The sequence below is a fragment of the Pseudomonas sp. SDO5591_S426 genome (assembly GCF_054070755.1).
Genome location: NZ_JBSVXD010000025.1, coordinates 15,610 through 32,132, shown reverse-complemented (window position 1 = coordinate 32,132; position 16,523 = coordinate 15,610). Strand labels below are relative to the sequence as shown.

At 62.0% G+C, this 16,523-nt stretch carries 17 protein-coding genes; all 17 read right to left on the bottom strand.

Annotation, left to right across the window (positions count from 1 at the left end):
* Positions 1-177 precede the first annotated feature (177 nt).
* Genes ACW9JC_RS08105 through ACW9JC_RS08025 form a run of 17 tightly spaced genes read right to left on the bottom strand, consistent with a single transcriptional unit; the run spans position 178 to position 16,515 of the window.
* Complete coding sequence (locus tag ACW9JC_RS08105; protein ID WP_457454564.1) at positions 178-1,404, bottom strand: beta-ketoacyl-ACP synthase; 1,227 nt, start codon at positions 1,402-1,404, stop codon at positions 178-180.
* Positions 1,404-2,132: a 3-oxoacyl-ACP reductase FabG gene (fabG, locus tag ACW9JC_RS08100; protein ID WP_448106064.1), complete on the bottom strand. Its 729-nt coding sequence runs from the start codon at positions 2,130-2,132 to the stop codon at positions 1,404-1,406. Before fabG ends, ACW9JC_RS08105 begins: the two co-directional genes overlap by 1 nt.
* On the bottom strand, positions 2,129-2,602 hold the full coding sequence (locus ACW9JC_RS08095) for a hotdog family protein (protein WP_338584333.1): 474 nt from the start codon (positions 2,600-2,602) through the stop codon (positions 2,129-2,131). Before ACW9JC_RS08095 ends, fabG begins: the two co-directional genes overlap by 4 nt.
* A complete protein-coding gene (locus tag ACW9JC_RS08090; RefSeq protein WP_457454562.1) occupies positions 2,599-3,795 on the bottom strand; it encodes a beta-ketoacyl-[acyl-carrier-protein] synthase family protein in 1,197 nt (398 codons plus the stop codon). Before ACW9JC_RS08090 ends, ACW9JC_RS08095 begins: the two co-directional genes overlap by 4 nt.
* Entirely contained in the window at positions 3,792-4,400 is a 609-nt protein-coding gene (locus ACW9JC_RS08085; RefSeq protein WP_457454560.1) for a hypothetical protein, read from the bottom strand. The genes ACW9JC_RS08090 and ACW9JC_RS08085 overlap by 4 nt, the downstream gene beginning before the upstream one ends.
* Positions 4,400-5,125 carry a class I SAM-dependent methyltransferase gene (locus ACW9JC_RS08080; protein WP_457454558.1) on the bottom strand — a complete coding sequence of 242 codons (726 nt, stop codon included), beginning with the start codon at positions 5,123-5,125 and terminating at the stop codon, positions 4,400-4,402. Before ACW9JC_RS08080 ends, ACW9JC_RS08085 begins: the two co-directional genes overlap by 1 nt.
* The gene (locus ACW9JC_RS08075) at positions 5,122-6,369 is read right to left on the bottom strand and encodes an NAD(P)/FAD-dependent oxidoreductase (protein ID WP_457454556.1); all 1,248 of its coding nucleotides are present in this window, start codon (positions 6,367-6,369) and stop codon (positions 5,122-5,124) included. The genes ACW9JC_RS08080 and ACW9JC_RS08075 overlap by 4 nt, the downstream gene beginning before the upstream one ends.
* Positions 6,356-7,516, bottom strand: coding sequence for a sodium:proton antiporter (locus ACW9JC_RS08070; RefSeq protein WP_457454554.1), 1,161 nt, complete (start codon positions 7,514-7,516; stop codon positions 6,356-6,358). Before ACW9JC_RS08070 ends, ACW9JC_RS08075 begins: the two co-directional genes overlap by 14 nt.
* Positions 7,513-9,852 carry an MMPL family transporter gene (locus tag ACW9JC_RS08065; protein WP_457454553.1) on the bottom strand — a complete coding sequence of 780 codons (2,340 nt, stop codon included), beginning with the start codon at positions 9,850-9,852 and terminating at the stop codon, positions 7,513-7,515. The genes ACW9JC_RS08070 and ACW9JC_RS08065 overlap by 4 nt, the downstream gene beginning before the upstream one ends.
* On the bottom strand, positions 9,836-10,438 hold the full coding sequence (locus tag ACW9JC_RS08060) for an outer membrane lipoprotein carrier protein LolA (protein WP_457454551.1): 603 nt from the start codon (positions 10,436-10,438) through the stop codon (positions 9,836-9,838). Before ACW9JC_RS08060 ends, ACW9JC_RS08065 begins: the two co-directional genes overlap by 17 nt.
* Positions 10,435-10,860, bottom strand: coding sequence for an acyl-CoA thioesterase (locus ACW9JC_RS08055; RefSeq protein ID WP_457454549.1), 426 nt, complete (start codon positions 10,858-10,860; stop codon positions 10,435-10,437). Before ACW9JC_RS08055 ends, ACW9JC_RS08060 begins: the two co-directional genes overlap by 4 nt.
* Positions 10,853-12,397 carry an HAL/PAL/TAL family ammonia-lyase gene (locus ACW9JC_RS08050; RefSeq protein WP_457454547.1) on the bottom strand — a complete coding sequence of 515 codons (1,545 nt, stop codon included), beginning with the start codon at positions 12,395-12,397 and terminating at the stop codon, positions 10,853-10,855. The genes ACW9JC_RS08055 and ACW9JC_RS08050 overlap by 8 nt, the downstream gene beginning before the upstream one ends.
* Positions 12,378-13,319 carry an LpxL/LpxP family acyltransferase gene (locus tag ACW9JC_RS08045; protein ID WP_457454545.1) on the bottom strand — a complete coding sequence of 314 codons (942 nt, stop codon included), beginning with the start codon at positions 13,317-13,319 and terminating at the stop codon, positions 12,378-12,380. Before ACW9JC_RS08045 ends, ACW9JC_RS08050 begins: the two co-directional genes overlap by 20 nt.
* Positions 13,316-14,050 carry a glycosyltransferase family 2 protein gene (locus ACW9JC_RS08040; RefSeq protein ID WP_457454543.1) on the bottom strand — a complete coding sequence of 245 codons (735 nt, stop codon included), beginning with the start codon at positions 14,048-14,050 and terminating at the stop codon, positions 13,316-13,318. Before ACW9JC_RS08040 ends, ACW9JC_RS08045 begins: the two co-directional genes overlap by 4 nt.
* Positions 14,043-15,722, bottom strand: a complete 1,680-nt coding sequence (locus tag ACW9JC_RS08035; RefSeq protein WP_457454541.1) for an AMP-binding protein — start codon at positions 15,720-15,722, stop codon at positions 14,043-14,045. The genes ACW9JC_RS08040 and ACW9JC_RS08035 overlap by 8 nt, the downstream gene beginning before the upstream one ends.
* Positions 15,719-16,264: a COG4648 family protein gene (locus tag ACW9JC_RS08030; RefSeq protein ID WP_338584347.1), complete on the bottom strand. Its 546-nt coding sequence runs from the start codon at positions 16,262-16,264 to the stop codon at positions 15,719-15,721. The genes ACW9JC_RS08035 and ACW9JC_RS08030 overlap by 4 nt, the downstream gene beginning before the upstream one ends.
* Positions 16,261-16,515, bottom strand: coding sequence for an acyl carrier protein (locus ACW9JC_RS08025; protein WP_007992314.1), 255 nt, complete (start codon positions 16,513-16,515; stop codon positions 16,261-16,263). Before ACW9JC_RS08025 ends, ACW9JC_RS08030 begins: the two co-directional genes overlap by 4 nt.
* Between the last annotated feature and the right edge of the window lie 8 nt (positions 16,516-16,523).

The window sequence follows — 16,523 nt, the reverse complement described above, 5'->3', positions numbered from 1 at the left end:
GCCACCTGTTGTTTACAAAATGATTTCGGACAATACTGGCCGCGTTCCCGAAAGGGGCTTGTGAGACTCTTAGGATCCTGGGTAACCAGCCATCGTAGAGCCAGACAGGTATAGGGCGATGACAAGCCGACCTGTTTGTGAAAGGGCGCCGAAAGGCGCCCTTAGTCGTTTTTGGCGCTACGACCAGCGCTTGAAAATAAGCGAAGTATTTACCCCGCCAAACGCAAAATTATTGTTCATCACGTACCGATTGCTCATCTGCCGAAACTCGCCACGCAAGTAATCCAGCTTGCCGCAGTGGGGGTCCACTTCGTCGAGGTTCAGGGTGTGCACGTACAAATCGCGGTTGAGCATTTCGATGCTGAACCAGGATTCCAGTGCACCGCAGGCGCCGAGGGTGTGGCCGAGGAAGCTTTTCTGCGAGCTGATCGGCATGTGTTCGCCGAACAGGCTGCTGGTGGCCTGGGTTTCGGCGATGTCGCCCTGTTCGGTAGCGGTGCCGTGACCGTTGACGTAGCCGATGTCCGACGGTTGTAGCCCGGCGTCTTCCAGCGCCAGTTCCATAGCCCGGCGCATGGTGACTTGTTCGGGACGGGTGGTGTGCTGGCCGTCGGCGTTGCTGCCGAAACCGACGATCTCGGCGTGGATGTGCGCGCCGCGCGCCAAGGCGTGTTCCAGTTCTTCAAGCACCAGCATGCCGCCGCCTTCACCAATCACCAGGCCATCGCGGCCGCTGTCATAAGGGCGTGGGGATAGCTGCGGGGTGTCGTTTTTCAGGCTGGTGGCGTAAAGCGCGTCGAAGACCATGGCTTCGGTCGGACACAGCTCTTCGGCGCCACCGGCGAGCATCAGCGGCAGGCGGCCGAACTTGATCGCTTCGTAGGCATAGCCGATGCCCTGGCTGCCGCTGGTGCAGGCGCTGGAGGTGGGGATCAGTCGGCCGGTGAGACCGAAGAAGATGCTGATGTTCGCCGCCGTGGTGTGCGGCATCATGCGTACATAAGAGTTGGCGTTCAGGCCCTCGGCCACCGAGTTGAGCAGCATGTTGCCGAACGCCTTGATCTCGTCGGTGCTGCCGGTGGATGAACCACAGGCGACGCCCATGCGTCCGTCCTTGATCGATTCGTCACCGATCAGTCCGGCGTCGGTCAGGGCCTGTTCTGCCGCGCCGACCGCCAGTCGTGATACCCGGCCCATGCTGCGCAGTTGCTTGCGCGTCCAGTGGCTCGGCACCTTGAAGTCATCGATAGGGCCGGCCAGACGGGTGTTGAGTTCGGTGAAGCGATCCCACTCGTCCATGCGGCGGATGCCGCTGCGGTTGGCCGCAAAGTTGCCGACAATGGTGTCCCAGTCGCTGCCCAGTGAGGTGATGCCGGCCATGCCGGTGACGACGACGCGCTTCATCAGCACAGGCCTCCATTGACGGCCAGAACCTGCCGGGTGATGTACGAGGCTTCCGCCGACATCAGGAAATTCACCGCGCCGGCCACCTCTTCAGGGGTGCCCATGCGTTGTGCAGGGATCATTTTCATCAGTTCTTCCACCGGCACGTTTTCGTCGAGCATGGCTGTGTCGATCAGGCCGGGGGCGACACAGTTAACGGTGATTTTGCGCTTGCCCAACTCGATCGCCAATGCCTTGGCCGCGCCGATCAGCCCGGCCTTGGAGGCGCTGTAATTGACCTGGCCACGGTTGCCGATCAAGCCGGACACCGAGGTGATGCAGACAATTCGCCCGGCGGCGCGACGACGGATCATCGGCATCATCACCGGGTGCAGGACGTTGTAGAAACCGTCGAGATTGGTGCGCATCACCACATCCCAATCATCCTCGCTCAGCGCCGGAAAAGCACCGTCACGCGTCAGCCCGGCGTTGAGCACCACGCCGTAATAGGCGCCGTGGGTTTCGACGTCGGCTTCGAGAATGGCTTTGCAGGTGGCGCGGTCGGAGACGTCGAACTGGAGGATGCGCGCTTTGCGTCCCAAGGCTTCGATTTCGGCTTGTACTGCCGTGGCCTCGGTCAGGCCGCTGCGGCAATGCAGCACGATGTCATGCCCGGCCTGGGCCAGACGCAAGGCGATGGCGCGGCCGATGCCACGGCTGGAACCGGTGACCAGTACGGATTCAGTCATGGCTGGGCTCCTTGTGAAGAGCTGAGGGGTTCATGAAGATAGTGGGCCGCCTGAGGTGGGCGATACACGTTCAGACGGGCGGTGGCGTGAATGCCCGGCGCGTTGATGTGGCATTCGAACACGCCCATGCCGTTGTCGTCTTCCAGCGAGCGGATGCCGTGGATGGTCAACTCAGTGCCGGCCGGAAAACTTTCGACGTTGCATTCGAACTTGCGGCTGCCGAGCAGGAAGCCAAGTTCCACCGCATCGCCGCGCTGGCGCGCATGGCAGCCGGCGAAGGCGGCCACGCTCTGGGCCATCAGCTCAATACCGACCCAGGCCGGCAGGCTGCCATCGGGGCGACTGAACAGACCATCGGGTTTGACGGTGAGGCGGGTGTGAATCTGCTCTTCATCGAACGCCAGGATCTGATCGATAAAGATCATGTCGCCAGCGTGGGGCAGCAGTTCGGCGAGCGGCCAGTCAATCATGGGGCGTCTCCGATAATCAGGCTGACGTTGTTGCCACCGAAGGCGAAGGAATTGCTCATCAGGTAGCGAGGTCTTGTGGACGCCATGCGATCGGCTGGGGTCACCCATTTCAGGTCCGGCAGTTCGGGGTCTGCATGACCGTCCCAGATATGCGGCGGTAACGCATGCTCGAAGTTGTCTGCGCTCAGGCTCAACCAGCAGAACGCAGCCTCCAGCGCTCCAGCCGCGCCAAGGGTGTGGCCGGTCATGGGTTTGGTCGACGAGCAGGGCACACCGGCCGGAAACAGTGCGGCCACTGCCTGACTTTCCATGGCGTCGTTGTGCTGGGTGGCGGTGCCATGCAGGTTCAGGTAGGCGATCTGTTCAGGTTGCAGACTGGCCCGGCTCAACGCCTTGCGCATCGCCTGTTGGGCGCCACGACCCGTGGGCTCCGGCGCAGAAATGTGGTGCGCATCGGAGCTGGCGCCGCTGCCGAGCAGGGCGATCGGTGGGTTGTCGCCCGCCTGCTTGCTCATCAGGAACAGCACCGCTGCTTCGCCGATGTTGATGCCGTTGCGATTCACAGAGAACGGATTGCAGCGCTGCCCGGACACCGCTTCCAGCGCCGAGAAACCATTGAGGGTCAGCTTGCACAACGTATCGACACCACCGCACAACACCACGTCGCACATACCCAGATCGAGCAGGCGCTGGGCGCTCATCAGCGCACGGGCGCTGGAGGTGCAGGCAGTGGAAATCACATACGCCGGGCCGCTCAATTGCAGCCAGTCGGCAAGGAAGTCCGCCGGTGCGCCGAGTTCCTGTTGCTGATAGTCGTACTCTGGCGGGAATTGGTGTTCACGAACGTAATGGGCCAGGCCCTGGCTGGCTTCGTCGATGCCAGAGGTGCTGGTGCCGAGCACGACGCCGATGCGATGGCGACCGTAAGTCTGAATCGCTTGGTCGATGTCCTGACGAATTTGCAGGGCGGCTTCGAGCAACAGTTGGTTGTTGCGGCTGCGTTGTCGGGTCAGCTCGGCGGGGATCGCCGCCAATTCGCCATCCACCGCGCCCACTGGCAACGACCGGTCCGGCACCCAACCGGCTTCGCTGCGCATGCCGGAGCAATCGCCGGCAAACAGGCTGCGCGCGACTTCCTGTTTGTCGCGACCCAGGGAGCAGATCACCCCGAGGGCGTTCAGGTAGGCCGTCATGGGGTGTCACCGCTCAGGGGTGTGATTTGATAATTCGGGCCTTTGGGCAGGTTCAACTCGAAGCTCAATGGTCGTGAGTAATGAACGTCCCAGCGCTCTGGCAGCGAACGTTGCATCCCGTGTTGCCAGGCGGTGGGGTAGTTGCCTGACAGTTCATCTTGTGGAGTCAGCGCAAACAGCAATGCTGCGAACAATTCCCGGGCTTCCGGATTCGGCGGCAGCAGGCCATCAGCCTTCCATTGGTTACCCACCAGTTTCTGGCGTGCCTGCGGAATACCCAGCAAGTCCATCATCGACCAGCGAATGCCAGGTTCTTCACGCTGGATGACCAGCACCCAGTCCTGACGCTGTTCGGCTTGCAGGCGCTGGATGTGCAGCTGCAACGGCAACGACAGGCTTGGCGTTTGCTCGGGCAGCGGCGGCTGGCTGGCGCAGGCGCTGAGCAAAAGAACGATGCCGAACAACAGCATGCCGGTGATCCAGGTGGGAGCGGGCTTGCTCGCGAAGACGGCAGTGCATTCAACATTGATGTTGACTGACACACCGCTTTCGCGAGCAAGCCCGCTCCCACAGGTTGGGTACTTTGAGTGACTGGCAATGAGCATCACACAACACCTTCCAACGGCTTGCGCGCCACCACATTGACCAGGGTTTCTTCCCGCTGGCCAAAGGGTTTCGGCTGGCGCAGGCCCAAGCGTTCGAGCAGGCCGAAATCCTTGGCGCGGCTCCACCACAAGTACGGATAAGACACGTTTTGCGCGCTGAATTCGAAACCCTGGTGGCGAATCATTTCCAGATACTGCGCGGCACTTTTCTGCACGTGCATCGGATGACGGAAAAGCCAGCGAATCACCCAGGTATCAATGTAGGCCTCGGTGGATTCGGCGAACAGCAGATAACCGCCGGGCTTGAGCACGCGATAGAACTCGGCGAGTGCCTGTTCCTGCTCGACCAGATGATGGAACGTCTGATGACAGAACAGCAGATCGACGCTGGCGTCGGGTACGGCAAGCGTCGCGCAATCGCTGCCGATCAACTCCACAGCAATACCCTGATTGACCGCTTCTTCGCCACTCTGGTTCAGGCTGTGCGGGTCGGCGTCCACGCCGATCAGACGCTCGGGCATGAAGGTCTGTTGCAGATAGCGGAATGACTTGCCCTGACCACAACCGGCGTCCAGCAGCACCGGGCTACTGGGCAGCGTTTCGCTGAACAGGCTGCGCAAATCGTTGATCGCCACGCGCAGCACGTGATGCTGCCAGGTGTGGCTGCGCAGGAACCAGAGGCCGAAGCGAGTCTCTTCGACGTAAGTGTTGCTCAAATAGCTCATGTGGCATCCCTTGCACAGAGTTCCGACAGCATCCGCAGTCGGCGTTTGGGTTCGGCGACGAACGGGTTGCGCTCATCCCAGGCATAACCGGCGAGGATCGAGCTGATCATGCGGCGGATGTCAGCGGTACTTTCCGGATAAAAAATCACGTCCTGAAAGGTCCCGGCGTACCAGCCTTCGACGTAGCAGCGGAAGGTGTCGACGCCACGCTTGAGCGGTTCGGCGAACTCGCGTTGCCAGTCGACCGTTTCACCTTGCAACTGGCGGTGTAAAACCCCGGCAGCCATGCTCGCCGAACGCATGGCGATGGTCACGCCGGAGGAAAACACCGGGTCGAGAAACTCCGCCGCATTACCCAGCAAGGCGAAACCCGGCCCGTGCAGGGTTTTGACGTTGGCCGAGTAACCGCCAATGGTGCGTGCCGGCGTATCCCAAAGGGCATTTTTCAGTACGCCTGCAAGGCTGGGCGTTTCGGCGATGAAGCCGCGCAGGCAATCGTCCAGATTGTCGGTGCGGCCCTCGAAATGCTCCGCTGCCGCGACCACGCCGACCGAGCAGCGGCCGTTGCTGAAGGGGATGGTCCAGAACCAGACATCGCGCTGGGTCGGATGGGTGGTGACGAGGATTTTGGTGCGGTCGAAATTCGGGTTGTCGATATGGTCTTCGACATGGGTGAACACGGCCTGACGCACCGGGAAATTCGACGGCGCCTCCAGGTCGAGCAAGCGCGGTAAGACGCGGCCATAGCCACTGGCGTCGAGCATGAAGTCAGCTTCGATGCGGTACTCGCTACCGTCTTCGCGCTGAACACCGAGCAGCGGTCTGGCCTGATCGATATCGACACTGACGATGGTTTCGCCGTAGCGAATTTCCACGCCTTGCAGCGCAGCCTGATCAGCCAGCAGTTTGTCGAAGTCGGCGCGCTGCACCTGAAAAGTCGTCGGCTTGCCCTGAGTGAATGTGTCACCGAAATCGAAGGTGCTATAGCGCTCGCCCCAGACAAACGCGGCCCCGGTTTTCACCTGAAAACCCGCGGCGTTGACGGCGTCGAGCATGCCCGCTTCTTCGACGAAATCCAGGCAGTGCGACAGCAGACTTTCACCGATGGAAAACCGTGGGAAATGCTGACGCTCGATCACCAGCACGTCGTGCCCTTTGCGCTTGAGCAGTGCGGCGGCGATGGCTCCGGAAGGACCGGCCCCGATGACCACGATCGTGCGGCGTTGCATTTCAACGGTTGGCATGGGGGCTCCTTGCCGGGGCGGCAGCTTTCAGGGGAATCCGGTGCATGCCGGCGATTGCCGGCAGCAGTGTCGCGATCAGGCCCATCAGCATCAGCGCAAAATACAGCGCCGGGCTGATCAGCTGTTGTTGCAGCAGCAGGTTGAGAAAGACGATCTCGCTCAAACCGCGAATGTTCAGCAGCACACTTTCGCGCCAACGACTGGCGCCCTGGAACGAGGCGCCGGCCCAGCCGAGGCCGATCCAGTTGCCCAGCAATTTGCTGGCAATCGGCAACAGCAGCAGAGCTGTCAGTTGCAGCCAGCCGAGGCTGTCCATCGCGCTGTGCACGTTGATCTGCACAATGCCGAAGGTGAGGATCAGCGGAATGGCAATGTACGTTTGCAAGCGGCTCATCCAGATCGCCGGCAGCGGCAACACCAACGGTGCCTTCAGCGCGGCCATGATCAGCACATAACCGATGCCGAAAATCAGCGCATTGAGCTTGTAGTGTTCAGCGACCACCAGCAATGCGAAGAAGCCCAGGCTGTACAGCCACAACTGGCGCAGGCCGAGCAGTCGCAGCAGCACCGGCAGGCACGCGCCAACCAAGGGCAGCAACAAACTGCTCAGGTGCAGGCTGCCTTGGGCCAAGGCGAACAGGGTCCAGCAGACGAGGTCGATCAGGATCGCCGTTTGCACCAGTCGCCGGGTGGCGGCGGGCGGGTAATCGATATGCCGCAGGTACAGATACAACACCGGGATCGCGGTAATGGCGAACAGCAGGCCGACCGCCAGCGAGCTGATCCACGGTTGCGGCGGCAACAGCCAGACCGCCGTGACCAGGCCGCAGGCAAACGGAATGCAGAAACTCGGCAGGGCGATTTTCAGGCTCTGGCGATCCAGTTGCAGGTCGATCACGTCGCTGAGGATGTAGCCCAGCAGCAACGCGAAACTCAGGCTGTAGAGGTTTTTCAGCCAGTCCGGCGACACCAGTGTCGCGCCGCTCAGTTGCCATTGCGGTTCGATCCAGAAGTACATCAACAGCGGCAATCCGAGGGTCGCCAGCAGCAATTGGCTGACGATCGGGATCAGGCCGATGTGGCGGCCAACGCGGGTCGCCACCGCGAACAGTGCCAGGGCCATCGCCCAAAACAGCGCGATCATCATGCTGCCGGCTCTGTGACGGGGAGTGCATGCACTTGTCGACCGGCCCATGGGGCGAGCAGGAAGCTGAAGATCAGGCCCAGGCTCACCGACAGGCCGAAGTTGCTCACCGCTGGCGTACTTGAGACCGCCAGCAAGCCGAACGACAACCATGTGGTCAGCGCCGCCAGCAAGGTGCCCAGCAGGCTCACGGCGGCGCCGCCGACCTGTTCACGCATGAGAATCGCGTAGTCGACGCTGATTGCCGTCACCAGCAACAGGCCGAACAGGCTGAACAGGGTCACCGGCTGCCCCAGCCAACCAAGGCTGGCCAGACTGCACAGTGCAGCCAGCAGCGGCAGGGACACGATGCGCAATGCGCCGCCAAAGCCGAACGGCAGTATCAGCACCAGCACGATCAGTACGCAGGAGGCGAGTTTCAGTTCAGCGGCGCTGATCTGGGTGGCGGCGAAGACGCTGTTCAGCTCGCCCAGTCGATCCACCAGCACTACGCCCGGCAAATCCTCAGCCTGGACTTGCAGCAAGGTCGGGTTGTTGATGCCTTGCAGGCTGACCATCGCCGCAACGCCGTCATCAGTCGGCCCCAGCCACAACAGGCGATAAGGTTCCGCCAGCGGTCCGGCCAGTGCTGCGTCGATGTCTTCAACAGGCAGTGCCTGAAGCCTGGTCAATTCCGCTTGCAGGGCCTCGACCGGCACGCCGACATCCTGCAGCGGCTGCCAAAACTGTGGCAGCTTGCCCAAGGCTTCGCGGACTTGTTGCTGATCGCTTGGCTGGTTGATCAATTGGTTGAGCGACAGGTAGCCCTGAAGTTTTTCCAGGTTGACCAACTGATCCAGACGCTCACTCAAGGCGCTCGATCGTTCGAGCAATTGCTGTTGGTTGGCGCCTTGCACCAGGAAGAATTGGCTGGTGGGCTGATAACCGGTAATCCGCGCGATGGTCTGCGCTTCGTCGGTCAATTGCTGTGGAGCGCTGACCCACTGGCGGATGTCGTTTTTCGTTTCGAGCTGCAAAAGTCCACCGATGCAAAAGGCAATCAGCAGGGCCAGCAGGACCGGTGTACTCAGGTATTTGAGCAGTGCTTCGCGGCGCCCCAGCAAAAACTCGGAAACCCGCAGCGGCCATTGCGCCGGACGTAGATCGGCGCCTTTGAGCAACGCTGGCAGCAGGCATACGGCGGACAAATAAGCACCGAGCAAACCGGCAGCGGAGAACACCGCAATCTGCGTCAGCGCCGGGAACGGTGTCCAGGCCAGGGCCAGGTAACCGATGGCGCTGGTGATCAGGCTCAGGGTCAGGCCCGGCAAGGTCAGGCGCAGCGCCGGCCAGGCGTGCCAGGGTTTCAGGCTCCAGCTTTTGGACAGGTAATGCAGCGGGTAATCCACGGCAACGCCGATCAGGCTCGAACCCAGCACCAAAGTCATCACATGCATGTGGCCGAACAACGCCACGCAGGCCACCGCGCCAAACAGCATGCCCACCAGCACCGGAACAAACGCCAGCAACACACGCCAACGACGGAAGGCCAACAGCAGCAACAACAGGATGCCGACAGTGGCGCCGCCGCCGACCCAGGTCATTTCGCGGGACGCTTGTCGCTGGCCGTTGGCTGCGTAGAGCAAGCCGCTGGCAGCCATCAGTTGCACGTCAGCCTTGGCTGCTTCTTCGCGACTGAGCTGGAGCAGGTCGGCCACTTGCAGCGGCAGGTTCATGTCGAAGGCGTTACCGGTGGTTCGTGCGCGCAGTAGCACCCAGCTCTTGCCGTCGGCATCGGCAATCAACGCGCCGCTGCCGATGTCCAGTTGCACCGCGCCGTGCTGCGGCTGGCTGTTCTGGATGCGTCCGGTCAGGCCCAGCCAGTCATCCTGGCTCGGCACCAGGCTGAAACCGGTGAAGGGATCGAACAGCGCCTGCACCCGTTGTTGAATAAAGGCGTCGGGATGCTCGATCAGCTGCTGCCGATCGTCCGCCGAAAGCATTGCCAATCGACCTTGCAGCAGTTGCGTGCGCAGTGCCGGCAAGTCGGCTTGCAGGTTCCACTGGACCTTTTCGAACAGGCCGCTGGCTTGCCATTGATCGCCCAGCTTTTGCGCCATGGCGATGGCTTGTTCACGACTCTTATGGCCGACCAGCACCAGCATTTCGCGGTTCAACGGCTCCTGCATGCGCTGTTCGGCGCGCAGTTCCAACGCGTCCGGCGCGGTGCCGGGGACCAGTTCCATCAGGTTGGCCGACAGCGGAGCGCCGTTACGCCATTGCCAACCGGCGAGCGCCAGCACTGCCAGCAGCAGGATCAGGAACAGCCACGGCAGTCTGCGTTCACTGGGCAAAGTCATGTTGCTCCGCGTCGCTCAGCGGTTGGGCGCTGGTGCTGTCCTGCATGCGCAACAAGGTGCTGTCGCCCTGGGTTTCCAGCAGTTCGATGCTGTGCACCAGTTCGCCACCGGTAATGTTGATCTGGTTGAACACTTGCTTGAGCAACATTGAGCGCGGCAGCAACGTCAGTTTCCAGTTCTGTGCGTCGCCGCTCAGCGACAGTTCGAAATCCCGTTGCAGGCCGCTGCTGTCGCCTTGCAGCACGGCGAGGAACAAGCGGTTCTGCTCGGCGCCGGCGCTCTTGCCCGGGAGCATTTGCCAACCGGCGGCATCCCGCCGGGCAATGCCTTTGTCGGTAATGCGGTAATCCTGTTGCAGCGGTGTTTTCAGCAGCCACAGCAGACCGTGGTTTTTCGCCAGGACGAAAGTGCCTTTGCTGGTCAGCGGCTGGGGCAGGGCGCGCAGGTGTTTTTCCTGGATGAAGCTGCCGCGGATGACATCGGGCTTGGCCAGTTGATCGCTGAGTTGTTGCAGGTCGAAGGCTTGAGCGATGGAGGACAATCCGAGTAGCGCCAAAGCGCCGAGACATTTGAATATCCGGTTCATGCGAGCATCCTTTCGACCGCATCGGTGAAGACCTTCGGCGAAGCCAGTTGCATTTCGCGGTTGCTCATGTCGACCGCGACCTGTACGGAAACAGCACGGGTCAGGCGTTCGCCGGTTTGCAGGTCGCTGATCAGGTAGTTGATCTTCAACCGGTTCTCCCACTCCACCAGATTGGCGCGCACGTTCAGTTTCTGGCCGAACACTGCGCCGCGCACATAGCGCAGCTGCAGGTCGATCACCGGCCAGGCGTAGCCCGACTCGGACATCGCGCTGTAGTTGTGGCCGATCTTGTCCAGTAACGCGCAGCGGGCGATTTCCAGGTATTTGACGTAATGGCCGTGCCAGACGACGTGCATGCTGTCGACGTCAAAGAACGGCACGAGGATTTCCGTATCGGTGTGCAGCACTCCCTTGCTACGCATGCAGCCTCCAGTGTTGTTTGGCGATTCGTTGCAGGCACAGGCGCAGTTCGCCTTCCAGCGCGCGGTCTTCGATGACCGGGGGGAAGTCCTTGCCCAACTCTTCATGCATGGCCGCGAGCGCTGGTGGCAACGGTCGCGCATCTTCGGCCTGACCGCGCAGCCATACGCCTTGGTTAGCGGCGAGCAACGTGGCGGCGGCGACCTGTTCAGTCAGCTCCAAAACACGAATCGCATCGCGCGCGGCGATGGTACCCATGCTGACCTTGTCCTGGTTGTGGCACTCGGTAGAGCGCGAGAAAACGCTGGCCGGCATGGTGTTTTTCAGCGCTTCGGCGGTCCAGGCGCTGGTGCCGATCTGCACGGCCTTGAAGCCGTGATTGAGCATGGCGCGCTCGGCCGTTGCGCCGGACAGGTTGCTCGGCAAACCGTGGTTGTAACGCTCGTCCACCAGCAGCGCGAGCTGCCGGTCCAGCAGGTCGGCGACGTTGGCCACAAGGTTTTTCAGGCTGTCCATGGCGAACGCGATGTGGCCGCCGTAGAAGTGCCCACCGTGCAGCACACGTTCGGCTTCGGCGTCGATGATCGGGTTGTCGTTGGCGCTGTTGAGTTCGATCTCGATGAACGAACGCAGCCAGTTCAGGCTGTCGGCCAACACACCCAGCACGTGTGGCGCACAACGCAGGGAGTAACGGTCTTGCAGGCGATGCAGCGGCGCGGTTGGCGCATCGATCGCCAGATCCTTGCGCAGCCACGCGGCGACTTGCATCTGCCCCGGATGCGGTTTGGTGGCGAACAGGCGCTCGTCGAAATGCTCCGGGTTGCCCTGCAGTGCGACCACGTTCAGCGCGGTGATGCGCGTGGCCAGTTGCAGCAAATAATCGGCGCGGGCGAAGGCAAGGCAGGCGAGGCCGGTCATCACGGCGGTACCGTTCATCAGCGCCAGGGCTTCTTTCGGACGCAGCACCAGCGGCTGCCAGCCGAGTTCGCGATGCACGTCGGCAGCCTGGCGGCGTTCGCCGCGGAACATCACTTCGCGTTCGCCGGACAACGTGGCGGCGACGTAGGACAGTGGCGTCAGATCACCGCTGGCACCCACCGAACCCTCTTCCGGAATCAGCGGCAGAATGTCGTGTTCGAGGAACGCTTGCAGGCGTTCCAGCAGCTCCACCCGAACCCCGGAAACGCCGTGGCACAGCGACTGCAAACGCGCCGCCAGCACCGCACGGGTGGCTTGGGCATCGAGCAGTTTGCCCAGCCCGCAGCCGTGGAACGTGTACAGGTGCTGCGGCAGCGCCTCGACGTGATGCAGCGGCACTGCCACCACGCAAGAATCGCCATAGCCGGTGGTCACGCCATAGATCACGCCTTCCTTGTCCAGCAGGGAATCGAGGAACCGTGCCCCTTTGGCAATGCGCTCGCGGTACGCAGGGTCGCTCTGCAACTGCGTCGGCGCCTGACGGTTGGCCAAGGCCAGCACGTCTTCGATGCGCAAAGGGAGTTCGCCGAAGGTTACCGGCTCAAGCGTTGGCGTCGTCATCGGTCTTCCAGAAAGGGTAAAAGTTGAACCATTGTTGGGGCGCGTCGAGGCAATAGTGACTCAGGCGCTCGGCATAGCGGGAAGCCCACTGATGAATGACCTGCTCGCGGTCGCTGCGCTTCCACGTTATCGCGTCCGCGAACGGCTCAATGGTCAGGCGATAATCACCGTCGGGCTTCTTCAGGCACATCAGCAGGTTGATCGGGCATTTCAACAGGCCGGCCAGCAGCCACGGCCCCTGCGGAAATTTTGCCGGGTAACCCAGGAAGTCCACGGTCACGCTGCGCCCGCCATGCAGCGGCACGCGGTCGCCGGCAATCGCCAGCCACTCGCCGCGCTTCAGGCGTTCGTGCAGTTGCAGCATGATCACCGGGTCCAGTTCGCTGACCTGGATCAGGCGCAGATTGGTTGCACCAGCCTCGCCCAGCAAACGGTTGAACTGTTCGGCGTGCTTGGTGTGCACCAGCACGTTCATGGTGACCTTTTCGCCGATCTCGGCCAGAGCGCGGCAGACTTCGAGATTGCCCAGGTGCGCGCCCACCAGCATCTGCCCGCGTGTACCGCGCAACTGGTTGCGCAGCAGCGCCGGGTCGATGATTTCGATTTGCTCGATGCTCAGCTTGCCGTTCCACACGTCTAGCTTGTCGAGCATGGAATCGGCGAAGGCCATGAACTGGCCGAACACCCGCCAATGGGTCGGGCGCAATTCGCTGCGACCGCTCCAGTCGGCGAGCCGTTGCTGGTATTGCCAGGCGCTATGGCGGGCGCTGCGGCCGAACAGGAAAAAGTACAGGACGATGCCGTACAACAACGGGCTCAACAGCCGGCGACCGAGCACTTTGGCGGCGAGCGCGGTGAACTTCATCAGCCAGAAACTGCCGCGTTCCTCGCGATCGGCCCAGTGTTGCTTTTCTGCGTTCATGCGCGCCACCGTCGCCAGAGGATCATCGGCGAGCGCAACAACATGCCGAAGAACAGTCGGGTGTGCATGCTCGAAATCAGCACGTTGTCGTGGAACATGCGGAAATGCGAAACACCGTCCAGCGGGTAATGAACCTTGGTTTGCAGCCACTGCATCGGCTGCCCGCGCCAGGCCAGGCGCACCAGAATGTCCGAGTCGAAATCCATGCGTTTGCCGATCTTCGCGGTGTCGATCAACGCCAGAACCGGTGGCAACGGATAAACACGGAAGCCACACATGGAATCGCGAATCTGCAACGACAGGGTGTTGATCCAGACCATGACGTGGGTCAGGTAGCGGGCGTACAGGCGACCCTTGGGCACGCTGGTGTCGTACTGCGGATAGCCGCAGATCACCGCGTAAGGGTGGGCGCGCGAGTGCTCGATAAACCGCTGCACGTCGTGCAAGTCATGCTGGCCGTCGGCGTCCACCTGCAAGGCGTGGCTGAAACCCAGGCGCGACGCTTCGCGCAGGCCGGTCATCACTGCTCCGCCCTTGCCTTCATTCGCAGCAAGACGGATCAGGTAGACCATTTCGCGTTGGGCCAGTCGATCAAGCTCTCTGGCGCACGCCGGGCTGCTGGCGTCGTCCACCAGAATGCACGGCAGGTTGCTGGCGATCAGCGCGTCGACCACGGTGGTGATCGCGGTTTCGTGGTTGTAGACGGGGATGACTGCGCAGGGGCTATGCATGCGCAGCCTCCAGCAAGATTCGTCCGCTGGAGCAGGTGGCGGTTTCGTTGCGATAGGCGAAATACAGCTTGCTGCGAACCGGGTCGAAGCGCAGGTGCAGCTGGACTTCATCGCCCGGACGCACCAGTTGCTGGAACTTCAGCACTTCCATGCCGGCAAATTTTTCCGGCAGGTTCATCAAATGCTGGCCGAGGTTCAGCGCCCATTCCACCTGCACCACACCGGGCAAAACCGGGGCGGTGGGGAAGTGGCCGCTGAAATAGGCAAGATCCGGCGGCACAGCCAGTTGCAGGCTCCACTCGCCTTCGGTTTCGGTCTGTTCCAAGACCTCCGGCGCCTTGGGGCGTGGCGCCAGCAGCAGCGCTTCGACGTCGGTCTGGGGCAGTTTGCCTTGGGCGTTCAGCGGCATTTGCCGCAGCAAACGCCAGCGTCTTGGCAGGGCCAGCGCTTCACAATGCTGGCTCAGGTGTTGGCGCAATTGTTCGGTGAGCGTGCGTCGACCCTGATTGCGCAGGGCATGCAGGCCCGCGTCGCTCAGGACCAGCAACGCTCCCAGAGAGGCGCGGTTTTCCTGGACAACGCCAAGCCGCGCTTCGGCGACCCAGTCGTGGGCTGTCAGCGCCTGCTCCAGCATCGGCAGCGAGATGCGTTTTTCTTCCAGTTTGACGATCCGGTCCAGCCTTCCAAGCAGCTCGAAACGCCCGTCAGCGGCGATCCGTGCAGCATCGGCGGTATGTTCGATATGACCGGAGGGCAAGTACGGCGAGGCGATAAGCAGCGCGCCATCGCGGTCCTGACTCAGTTCTACATCCGCAAATGGCTGCCAGAGCGTTTCGCCCTGGCGCCAGGCAATGCCGCCGGTTTCCGAGCTGCCGAATATTTCGGTCGGCCATTGATGCAGGCGTTGGTGCAGGCTCTGCGCGGCTTCGGTCGGCAACGCGCCACCAGAAGAAAATACCCGGCGCACCGCGCTCAGGGCTGGCCAATCGAGATTGTCGCCCATACGCTTGAGCAGCGCCGGGCTGGCAACCCAGGCGAAGGCAGAATGTTCGCGGCTGGCGCGTTGCAGGTCTTCGGGGAAAGCCAGTTGCTTGCGCACAAACGGCCGCCCGGCGCACAGCGGCCACAGCACCCGAAACAGCAAGCCGTAGATGTGTTGGGTGGCGACGCTGCCGATGATGCACGCCGGACCGAGATCGGCACCCCACAGCTGTTCCAGGGCGTCGACTTCATCGGCCAGTTGCCGCAGGGATTTCTCGATGCGCTTCGGCTCACCGCTGGAGCCGGACGTGCACAGGCTCAGTCGACATTGATCCAGATCCAATGCAACGGCACTCAGCGGTGAATGCCGATAGTCGCTCAGCTGCGCATCGTCAGGCTGATCGGTCAGCCACACATCCACTTCGCTCGACCAGCGTTGACGGGTCTGTGGTTGCAGGTCGGCCGGCAACAACACGCTGACCCCGGCACGCCAGGCGCCCAACAGGGCAATCGCCAGATCGGCGGCGTCTTCAAGGTGCACGGCAATACGCTGCGCTCCCTGGGCTTGCAGGCCGGCTGCCAGGCTCAGGGCCTGCTCGCAGAGCTGCGTGTGGTTCAACGCCGGTTCGGCCGTTACGCCGCGTTCCGGCTCGGGCTTGAGCAACAAATGCTCAAGTTTTATCCAATTCATGGGCGGCCTCGTACCCGTTGTCGTATCAGCCATTCAATGGCAAACATCAGGCCTATCAATCCGTAGGAAATCAGGCCGGTGTACAGCATCCACCAACTCAGCGGCGCCCACAGTGTCAGGGCAGCAGCACACAAACCGTTGCAGAGAAAAAACACGCTCCAGGCGATGGTCACCTGGCGTGTATAGCGAATGCCCTTGGCCGGCAAATCCGGCTCGCGCAGGCGGGCCAGGCGCTCGACCATGGGTGGGCCGTATTTCAGGCTCAACCCGAACAATGCCAGCATGAAACCGCTGATCAATACCGGATACCAACGCAGCAGCACCGGACTGTCGAACAGCGCCAGCAGCAGGCAGAAAACGATGGCGACAGTGGCCATCCACGAGCTGCCCGGACGGTGCCGGCCGGTCAGCGCACGGGCCAGCCACAGGCTGCCCAGCAGCAGGCCGAACTGCCACGGCGCAAAGTGCTCCATGCCGAAATACACCGCGAAGGGGTACAGCAGGCCCGCCAGCAGCAGGCCGAGGCCGATCAATCGGCTCATGCGGCCGGTTGAACCAGACGGTAGACCGCCTCGACCACGTCGCTGACGGTACGCACCGATTTGAATTCTTCGGCGGCGATTTTCTTGCCGGTCTGGCGTTTGATGTGATCGATCAGGTCGACAGCGTCGATGCTGTCGATTTCCAGGTCCTGATAGAGGTTGGATTCGAGGCTCACGCGCTCGGGGTCCAGTTCGAACAGCTCGACCAAGGCATCGCGCAGTGTGTTGAAAATGTCGTCACGAGTTTGCATGGTCCGGT

What these genes read in the sequence shown, in the direction of transcription:
- ACW9JC_RS08105 (WP_457454564.1), bottom strand. Translation starts at nt 1,404, where the DNA reads ATGAAGCGCGTCGTCGTCACCGGCATGGCCGGCATCACCTCACTGGGC.
- fabG (WP_448106064.1), bottom strand. Translation starts at nt 2,132, where the DNA reads ATGACTGAATCCGTACTGGTCACCGGTTCCAGCCGTGGCATCGGCCGC.
- ACW9JC_RS08095 (WP_338584333.1), bottom strand. Translation starts at nt 2,602, where the DNA reads ATGATTGACTGGCCGCTCGCCGAACTGCTGCCCCACGCTGGCGACATG.
- ACW9JC_RS08090 (WP_457454562.1), bottom strand. Translation starts at nt 3,795, where the DNA reads ATGACGGCCTACCTGAACGCCCTCGGGGTGATCTGCTCCCTGGGTCGC.
- ACW9JC_RS08085 (WP_457454560.1), bottom strand. Translation starts at nt 4,400, where the DNA reads ATGCTCATTGCCAGTCACTCAAAGTACCCAACCTGTGGGAGCGGGCTT.
- ACW9JC_RS08080 (WP_457454558.1), bottom strand. Translation starts at nt 5,125, where the DNA reads ATGAGCTATTTGAGCAACACTTACGTCGAAGAGACTCGCTTCGGCCTC.
- ACW9JC_RS08075 (WP_457454556.1), bottom strand. Translation starts at nt 6,369, where the DNA reads ATGCCAACCGTTGAAATGCAACGCCGCACGATCGTGGTCATCGGGGCC.
- ACW9JC_RS08070 (WP_457454554.1), bottom strand. Translation starts at nt 7,516, where the DNA reads ATGATGATCGCGCTGTTTTGGGCGATGGCCCTGGCACTGTTCGCGGTG.
- ACW9JC_RS08065 (WP_457454553.1), bottom strand. Translation starts at nt 9,852, where the DNA reads ATGACTTTGCCCAGTGAACGCAGACTGCCGTGGCTGTTCCTGATCCTG.
- ACW9JC_RS08060 (WP_457454551.1), bottom strand. Translation starts at nt 10,438, where the DNA reads ATGAACCGGATATTCAAATGTCTCGGCGCTTTGGCGCTACTCGGATTG.
- ACW9JC_RS08055 (WP_457454549.1), bottom strand. Translation starts at nt 10,860, where the DNA reads ATGCGTAGCAAGGGAGTGCTGCACACCGATACGGAAATCCTCGTGCCG.
- ACW9JC_RS08050 (WP_457454547.1), bottom strand. Translation starts at nt 12,397, where the DNA reads ATGACGACGCCAACGCTTGAGCCGGTAACCTTCGGCGAACTCCCTTTG.
- ACW9JC_RS08045 (WP_457454545.1), bottom strand. Translation starts at nt 13,319, where the DNA reads ATGAACGCAGAAAAGCAACACTGGGCCGATCGCGAGGAACGCGGCAGT.
- ACW9JC_RS08040 (WP_457454543.1), bottom strand. Translation starts at nt 14,050, where the DNA reads ATGCATAGCCCCTGCGCAGTCATCCCCGTCTACAACCACGAAACCGCG.
- ACW9JC_RS08035 (WP_457454541.1), bottom strand. Translation starts at nt 15,722, where the DNA reads ATGAATTGGATAAAACTTGAGCATTTGTTGCTCAAGCCCGAGCCGGAA.
- ACW9JC_RS08030 (WP_338584347.1), bottom strand. Translation starts at nt 16,264, where the DNA reads ATGAGCCGATTGATCGGCCTCGGCCTGCTGCTGGCGGGCCTGCTGTAC.
- ACW9JC_RS08025 (WP_007992314.1), bottom strand. Translation starts at nt 16,515, where the DNA reads ATGCAAACTCGTGACGACATTTTCAACACACTGCGCGATGCCTTGGTC.